A 6,465-nucleotide genomic window follows, 5' to 3' on the forward strand; every position below is an offset into this window, starting at 1 on the left:
GGGCTGTCATCCTGGCGCAGCCGCCCGCCGCCCGCAGCGGAATATCCAGTAGCCGCCCGCGGCCATAGTGCTCCAGATTATCGCCAAACAGCAGCACCTCCTTGCCCGCCTCCTCCACCACAAACTGGTAAAACAGGCCCGCCTCCGCCGCCAGGCGGGAAATGAACTGCAAATCCGACTCGCGCCACTGGGTGAGATGTGCATGGGTGGGCAGTGGCGCCGTCAACTGAAAGCGCACGGCACTGGCGGCAAAGCCATGCTGCTGCAACAGCGCCGTGATGACCTGCTGCACCGTGTTGTTCTGAAACAGACGGCAGGTGCTGCCCTGGGCCAGCAGGCTCAGGCGCGGCCCGATGGCAAAGCGGTAGCGGGTTTGCTGCACATTGCTGTCCTCACGCCAGGCCTCGCACACCACGCCATGCCACACGCGCTGCAAAGCGGGGTCGGCGGGTGGACTGGGCAGGCCGGGAAAGGAAGGCAGCGGGTTGAGGGGTGGCGGGCTGATGGTGAAGCTGACCGGCTGGTGGATGAGGCTGGCGAGCGGCAGGGCGGGGTCGGGGCTGGTGACGGTGACGTTGAGCAGGTAGGGGGTGTCGAGTGCTTCGTCGAGGGTGAAGTGGTGTACGGAGAGGTCCAGGCCCAGGTGGGAGGGGAAGCGCAGCTGGTAGGGGTTGGGCATGGGTAGCGTCCTTGTCTGATGGCGTGAAAACCCATACAGCAGGCGGTGATGCCTGCTGCATGGGGGAGCTAGGCGTTAGCGGTTTTCCACCCAGCTGTCGGAGTGGATGATGTTGCCGTCCTTGTAGGCCCAGGTGATTTTTTCGTAACGCACTTCCACTTCTTCAAGGTGGTTGTAGCGCTCCTTGGCGACGTCCTTGATGTTGTGCATCCTGGGTTTGACGGCCACCACCTTGACGTTCTCCAGCTTCATGTTGAAGTACTCTTTTTCTTCACCGGCATCGTCAATGCGGTACCACTTCAGTTCCATGCCCTTGAGGTTCTGGCCGCTGGTGACCGCCTTGTACAGGTAGGGCGAGGCGGCATCGAATTCCTTGACGAAACTCAGCGGGGTATGCACGCGGGTGCCGGTGAGCTTGCCGGTATTACCATCGGTGGGGATGTAAACGCTGTGGTCGAACTCCAGTACTTCGACCGAGCCTTCACGACCCTGCACGGTGACAGAGCCCTTGATGTCGGCACCGCCGTCGTCCTTGATCCACAAATAAGCGGGTATGGCCATGCTGTTTCTCCTTGCTGCGGGGCTCTGCCCCGGTGGTGGTGCCACCCGGCACGCAGGGTGCTGCGGGTGGTGCTGTTGACACCCGGTTGTCACCGCCCGGCGGGCGGTTCGATCAGGGTGATTTCCACGCGCCGGTTTTTGCTGCGGCCGGACGCATCGTCATTGCCAGACAGCGGCTGGGTGTCAGCCAGCCCCTGTACGGCAAAATGGGTTAGGGGAAAGGTGGAGGCCGTCACCAGCCATTGGCGTACCGCCTCGGCCCGTGCCAGCGACAGCCGCAGATTGGCCGTGCGGCTGCCGGTGTTGTCGGTGTGGCCGTCTATCAGCACCCGCTTGCCGGGATTGGCCTGTATCCATACCAGCACGGACTGCAAGGCCAGCTTGGCTTCCGGCTTGAGCAGGCTCTGGCCGCTGTCGAACAGTGCCGTGCTATCCAGCCGGATTACCTCCGGCTTGGGTTGGGGCGGGTGGTAGGACTGAATGGCGCGCTGGACGATGTCAGCCAGGTATTGCCCCTGATACAGGCCAAAGCCGAGCCGGAGTGGCACGCCATCGGCAGCCAGTGTGCCAAGGTGCTGCTGCCAGCTTTGCAGCTGTTGCACCGCCTTGCCCCGCGCGGGTTCCTGGCTGACGGACAGTGACTGGAAGGCGTGCAGGCGCACCGCGGTTTGCGCAATCAGCTGCTGATTGTTCCAGGCCGAGCAACAGACAAAGGCCAGTAGCAGCAAGGCACAGCTAGTCAGCAGGGTGGCCAGCTGTCGCCAGTGGCGCGGGCAGGCGCGGATGGGCGCAAAGCACCCCGCCAGCACGGTCAGCTGTGCATTGTCGGTGGGGCCGCTGAACACCGGGGTGGCGGGGGTGTGTAGCCCGCTATGCCGGGTGGCGGCCTGTTGCCAGGGTGGCTCGCCAGCATCTGCCAGCGTGGCCGGGTGAGCCAGCCAGCCGACAGCGTGCACGGCAGGGGCGCCTTTGCTGGCTTGTTGGGGCAGCAGGGCTGGCAGCAGTTGCTGGCTGACATGCTGTTGCAAGCTGTTGAGTACCGCGGCTTGCTGCAGGGCCATGGACGCATGGTCGGCCGGTGCTTGCAGTGCGTGCGCCAGCACGGCCTGCATCTGCTGTTCGATGGCGTCTTGCAGCGCCGGATAGCTGGTACAGGGTGTGATGGCGGCATCCTGCGGTACTTGCAGATTGGCTTGCGGATGAGCGGTCAGTATCAGCACTGCACCCGGCAGCGGGTGGCCTTGTTGCGCTTGAGCCAGTTGCCAGGCGTGATACCAGTCGGCCAGCCGGGCGCTGGCAGCCGGTGTGGCATCGGTTTCATCGGCATTGATGACCAGTATCACTCCGCGCACCCGAATGCCGCTGCTGTGCCAGGCCGCCAGTTGTTGTGGCCGGTCCAGCCAGTGCCAGGCCGGTTGCAGTGTGCTGCGCCAGCCTTGCTCACCTTGCAAGCTATGTGCTGCCGGCCCTGCCAGCAGGATGACTTCTGTTACATCGCTGGCCGTGCTTTGCCGCCGCAAGTGGCTCCATAGCGCCAGCATGCCGATCAGCCATGCCAGACTTAGCAGCATGGCCACCGCGCCGGAAACCGGCAGCGCCTGCCAGATCAGCAGCAGACCCAGCGTCAGCATGGTCAGTGGATACAGCCAGTACCAAAGCAGCTGTGGCATGGTGCGTCCTTAGTTGCCAAGCTGGCGCAGTGCTTGGTGCAGCCAGCCTTGGAGCAGTAAATAGATGACGAGTAGCAGCAGGCCGGACAGCATGGCCCACAGCCACGGAGAAAAACTGCGCCAGTGCCAGACCGGGCGGGGTGGCGGGACGGCTTCCTGGGTGGGCTCCAGCGCGTTGATCACCTTGTCCAGTTGCTGTCGCCATTGCTTGCGTTGCGAGGCATCGCCCTGGCTGTACTTGCCTTCAAAGCCCAGTGCCAGCACCAGTTGCCAGCAAGCCAGCAGCCAGTACGATGGCTGCGGGCGGGCCAGCTCGCTGCGCATTTGCTCATACAGTTGTTCTCCGCCTTGCAGCGAGGCAAAGCGGTGCACTTGCAAGGGCCTGGCCTGCCAATGGGCACGGGCTGGTTCCGGCAAATGGCGCAGGGCGGTTTCGTCCAGCAGGCAGCAGCAGGCATAGATGATTTGCTCCCGCTCGGCGCGTGGTGCTCCGGCTTGTTCCAGCGCCTGTTCCAGTTGATCCAGCAACTGCTGGCAATCCTGGTTCAGCTGGTGTTCGGTCACCGGCTCGGCTTGTTGCTGCAAACGGGTGACGATCAGCGCGATGTCGCGCATATTGCCGCGCACGGCATGCAGGATGGACAGAGGGCTCATGGGGTAGGCACCGCGTACAAGGCCAGTTGCAGCTCTGGCAAGGAGGATGGGAAGTAAAAGGCGCAGGACTGGGCGGCCAGCATGGCGGCAAAGGCCGGATGCTGCTTGTCCAGCGCAAAATACAGGCTGTCCACCCGGCTGGGCAGGGCGGTGGGCAGGCGTTGCATGGCTTTGAGCGGAATGCCATTGAGCGCCGAGGACAGTATGCGTGCCACTTCGTCCGGGGCACCGGCCTTGGCCACCAGGGGTAATTGCTCTTGCAGCTGGTGCAGCGGCATGGCGGCGTGAACCGACAGGTAGAAATCCATGCCATCGCGCAAGCGGGCATCTGTCAGATGCGCCAGCCACAGATTGCTGCCATCGCGTTGCAGCGGCAGTACCACCACCGGGGTGGGAATCACCGTGTCCAGCAGGGTGCGGATCAGCTGTTCCAGTTGCTGGAATACCCTGCCCAGTTGGAGGTGGTCGTAAGCGGGGATATCGGTCAGCTGCTGTTCCAGGGCAAAGGTGCTGAGCATGCCGGCCAGCCGCGACAGGCACAGATAGGCGGCATAGGGCGGGCAGCTGTCCAGCGTGGGCAGCATGCGCAGCTCCGGCCAGCTTTGCGCCAGGCTGTGCATCAGCCATAGCAGGCTGAGATCGGACAGCAGATAGTCGGCGGCTTGCCGGGTGCGTTCACGGCGCTGTTGTTGCAGGCTGTGCTGCCTGGCCAGCAACAGCTCGGCCAGCAATTGCAGGCGCTGTTGCAGCAAGGGTGAAGCGCTGCAGCACAGCAAGGGCGGGATAAAGCCGGCGTCCAGCTCGAAACGGCCTTGTGGATTGCGTTGCAGCCGTGCCAGCGGCAGCTTGCTCATGCCATCCAGCGCTTCGCCGTCAAATTTCAGCAGCAGATTGAGTTGTTCGACCGCCAGTTCGTCTTCCTGCTCGCCCATGTGGTCGGGCACCTGGGCAAACTGTTGCCGGTAGCGGCGAGGGGTTTCTTCCGGCCGCACCTCGCCCTGATGCAGGTTATTGCCAAGCGGGTTGAGCAGCGGCAGCGTCAACCACAGTGTCACGCTGTCGGTGGCGTGGCTGAGGGTATCCAGATGACGGGCCGCAGGCGGCTGACCGCTGATGCGGGTATCGAAGGCCGTACCATCGGGAAACCGGCCTGCCAGCTGTTGCAGCCGGACCTGGCCCTGTTCCAGAGCCAATGGGTCCAGCGCCAGCGTAGTCAAGCCCCAGGGAAAGGGGCTGGCCAGTGCCGCCAGTTGCTGTTGTTGCCAGGCGTGCTGTGCTTCTTGTTGCTGGAATAACTGTGGCAAGAGCAGGATGCCTTCATGCCATAGGGGTTTGTGAATGCGCAAGCTGGATATCCTTCACGTTGAGCGGGGGGTACGGTTTGCCAGGGACGGTTGGGGCGTGGCCTGGCGTGCTGGTGCTTTCTGCCCGGCGGCCCCCAGCAACTGCAGGCGCACCGCATGGTCGGGCGTGAAATAACTGCCAAAGCGCACCAGGCCGCTTTGCTTGAGATGGCAGATCAGCTCATAGCCCAGTACATCGTCTTGGGCATTGGCCAGCAGCTGGATGTCGATGTGGGCCAGGCGTGGCTCGTAGCGCAGCAAGGTGCTGGCAATGTGTTGCCGCAACAGGTGCGCACTGGCCGGTAAATGGCGGTAAATCATGGCGAGGTCAGGCAAGCCGTAATCCGGCAGGTGCTTGATTGCGCCTTGTCTGCTGTTGAGAATCACCCGGATGTTGTCCATCACGCTGAACAGGTGCTGGCTGTTTTCATCCCAGGCGTGCAGGCTGCTGCCATCCTGAAAATTGCCCAGCAACTTTTCGTAGAGCGACGGCCCGCTATGGCGCTGTCGCGTGTTCATTTGCCACTCCTTGCTGGCACAGCCGGGGCACTGGCCGCTGCTGCAGGCGCTATGGTTTTCTGCGCTGGTGGGGTGGCCGGTGTTTGCGGCTGCGGTGCGGCTGGCGGGTCCGGCGGGTGTGGCAGCCAGGGGATGAGGATCTGGTTATCCAGTAGTTCCAGACGGGCTGCTTTCTGGTTATCCAGCTCCTTGACTGACATGCTGACGCGCCAGATGGCCGGTGGTGCGGGCTGGCGGAACAGCGCCACCACGGCGATCTGGCTGGTGTTGGGTTCTACCGCTGCATTGAGGCTGACACTTGCGCCGGGGCGGAGCAGCAGGTCGTGACGTGCCAGCATTTCATCGCCCAATGTCTCCCGGTCCTGGCTCAGCAGCTGTTCATAGCTGGCACGGGCAAAGGTCTTGCCGTCGCGCAACTGATAGACCCGCACCACCACGGAGAGGGCATGCCCGCGCTCATCCGGATTGATGGCCTCGCGCGCGGTGAAGTCCAGTTTCAGTGTGGTCAGCTTGGGATAAAACACGGCTGAAACCACTTGCTGGCTACCGTTTTTCAGTGCTTGCCAGGCTCCGCAGCCGGTGAGGGGGAGCAGCAGGCAAAGCAGAAGGGTAATGCGCAGGCGCATGCGGAAGGTCTCCGGCAAAAGGGTGGATAGGTCAGGCATGCAGCATCCCCAGGGGAATGTCGGCCAGCTGGCCGGGTGTGGCGTTGGCTGGTGCTGGCAGATGGGCGGCACGGCCCAGACGGTGGCTGTGGCGGCTTAGCCGGGTGGCGGGCCAGGCGGCAGTGGGCAGGCTGGCAAACAAGGCCAGATCCCAGCGCAGGCCCAGATAGGCGCGTAGTACCTGGCACAGGTCGTCATGGGTTTGCTGCCCGGCTTGCAGGTGGCCAAGTTCGGCACTGTGTTGCAGGTGCAGGGTGAGTTTGACCGTGCGCTGCACGTCCCGCAGCCGTGCGCCCAGTAACACCGTGCCGCGGCTGCAGGCGGGTGGCCCGGCCCAGCCGCCCGGCACCCAGCAGCACCTTACGCGGGTAATG

The 6,465-nt window shown here is 63.5% G+C and carries 7 protein-coding genes and 1 pseudogene; all 8 read right to left on the reverse strand.

Annotated features, from left to right (window positions below; genetic code table 11):
- Nucleotides 1–73: 73 nt before the first annotated feature.
- Nucleotides 74–679, reverse strand: a pseudogene (locus AWT75_RS23545) (contractile injection system protein, VgrG/Pvc8 family); the annotation flags it as partial.
- 75 nt (nt 680–754) lie between these two features.
- Nucleotides 755–1,240, reverse strand: a complete 486-nt coding sequence (locus AWT75_RS14520; RefSeq protein ID WP_045846180.1) for an Hcp family type VI secretion system effector — start codon at nt 1,238–1,240, stop codon at nt 755–757.
- An 89-nt stretch (nt 1,241–1,329) separates the two neighbouring features.
- Nucleotides 1,330–2,910: an OmpA family protein gene (locus AWT75_RS14525; protein WP_062789835.1), complete on the reverse strand. Its 1,581-nt coding sequence runs from the start codon at nt 2,908–2,910 to the stop codon at nt 1,330–1,332.
- Nucleotides 2,911–2,919: 9 nt separating this feature from the next.
- Nucleotides 2,920–3,564 (reverse strand): DotU family type IV/VI secretion system protein, encoded by a 645-nt coding sequence (locus AWT75_RS14530; RefSeq protein ID WP_062789838.1) that lies wholly within the window; start codon nt 3,562–3,564, stop codon nt 2,920–2,922.
- Nucleotides 3,561–4,910 carry a type VI secretion system baseplate subunit TssK gene (gene tssK, locus AWT75_RS14535; protein WP_062789841.1) on the reverse strand — a complete coding sequence of 450 codons (1,350 nt, stop codon included), beginning with the start codon at nt 4,908–4,910 and terminating at the stop codon, nt 3,561–3,563. Before tssK ends, AWT75_RS14530 begins: the two co-directional genes overlap by 4 nt.
- 12 nt (nt 4,911–4,922) lie before the next feature.
- The gene (gene tssE / locus AWT75_RS14540) at nt 4,923–5,426 is read right to left on the reverse strand and encodes a type VI secretion system baseplate subunit TssE (RefSeq protein WP_082696120.1); all 504 of its coding nucleotides are present in this window, start codon (nt 5,424–5,426) and stop codon (nt 4,923–4,925) included.
- Nucleotides 5,423–6,091 carry a type VI secretion system lipoprotein TssJ gene (gene tssJ, locus AWT75_RS14545; protein WP_082696121.1) on the reverse strand — a complete coding sequence of 223 codons (669 nt, stop codon included), beginning with the start codon at nt 6,089–6,091 and terminating at the stop codon, nt 5,423–5,425. The genes tssE and tssJ overlap by 4 nt, the downstream gene beginning before the upstream one ends.
- Nucleotides 6,084–6,465: type VI secretion system baseplate subunit TssG (locus AWT75_RS14550; protein WP_161937756.1), on the reverse strand; the 382-nt coding region annotated here is incomplete at its 5' end. The genes AWT75_RS14550 and tssJ, both read right to left, overlap by 8 nt.

It is taken from the genome of Aquitalea pelogenes (genome assembly GCF_001515305.1).
GTDB lineage: Bacteria > Pseudomonadota > Gammaproteobacteria > Burkholderiales > Chromobacteriaceae > Aquitalea > Aquitalea pelogenes.

What these genes read in the sequence shown, in the direction of transcription:
- AWT75_RS14520 (WP_045846180.1), bottom strand. Translation starts at nt 1,240, where the DNA reads ATGGCCATACCCGCTTATTTGTGGATCAAGGACGACGGCGGTGCCGAC.
- AWT75_RS14525 (WP_062789835.1), bottom strand. Translation starts at nt 2,910, where the DNA reads ATGCCACAGCTGCTTTGGTACTGGCTGTATCCACTGACCATGCTGACG.
- AWT75_RS14530 (WP_062789838.1), bottom strand. Translation starts at nt 3,564, where the DNA reads ATGAGCCCTCTGTCCATCCTGCATGCCGTGCGCGGCAATATGCGCGAC.
- tssE (WP_082696120.1), bottom strand. Translation starts at nt 5,426, where the DNA reads ATGAACACGCGACAGCGCCATAGCGGGCCGTCGCTCTACGAAAAGTTG.
- tssJ (WP_082696121.1), bottom strand. Translation starts at nt 6,091, where the DNA reads ATGCCTGACCTATCCACCCTTTTGCCGGAGACCTTCCGCATGCGCCTG.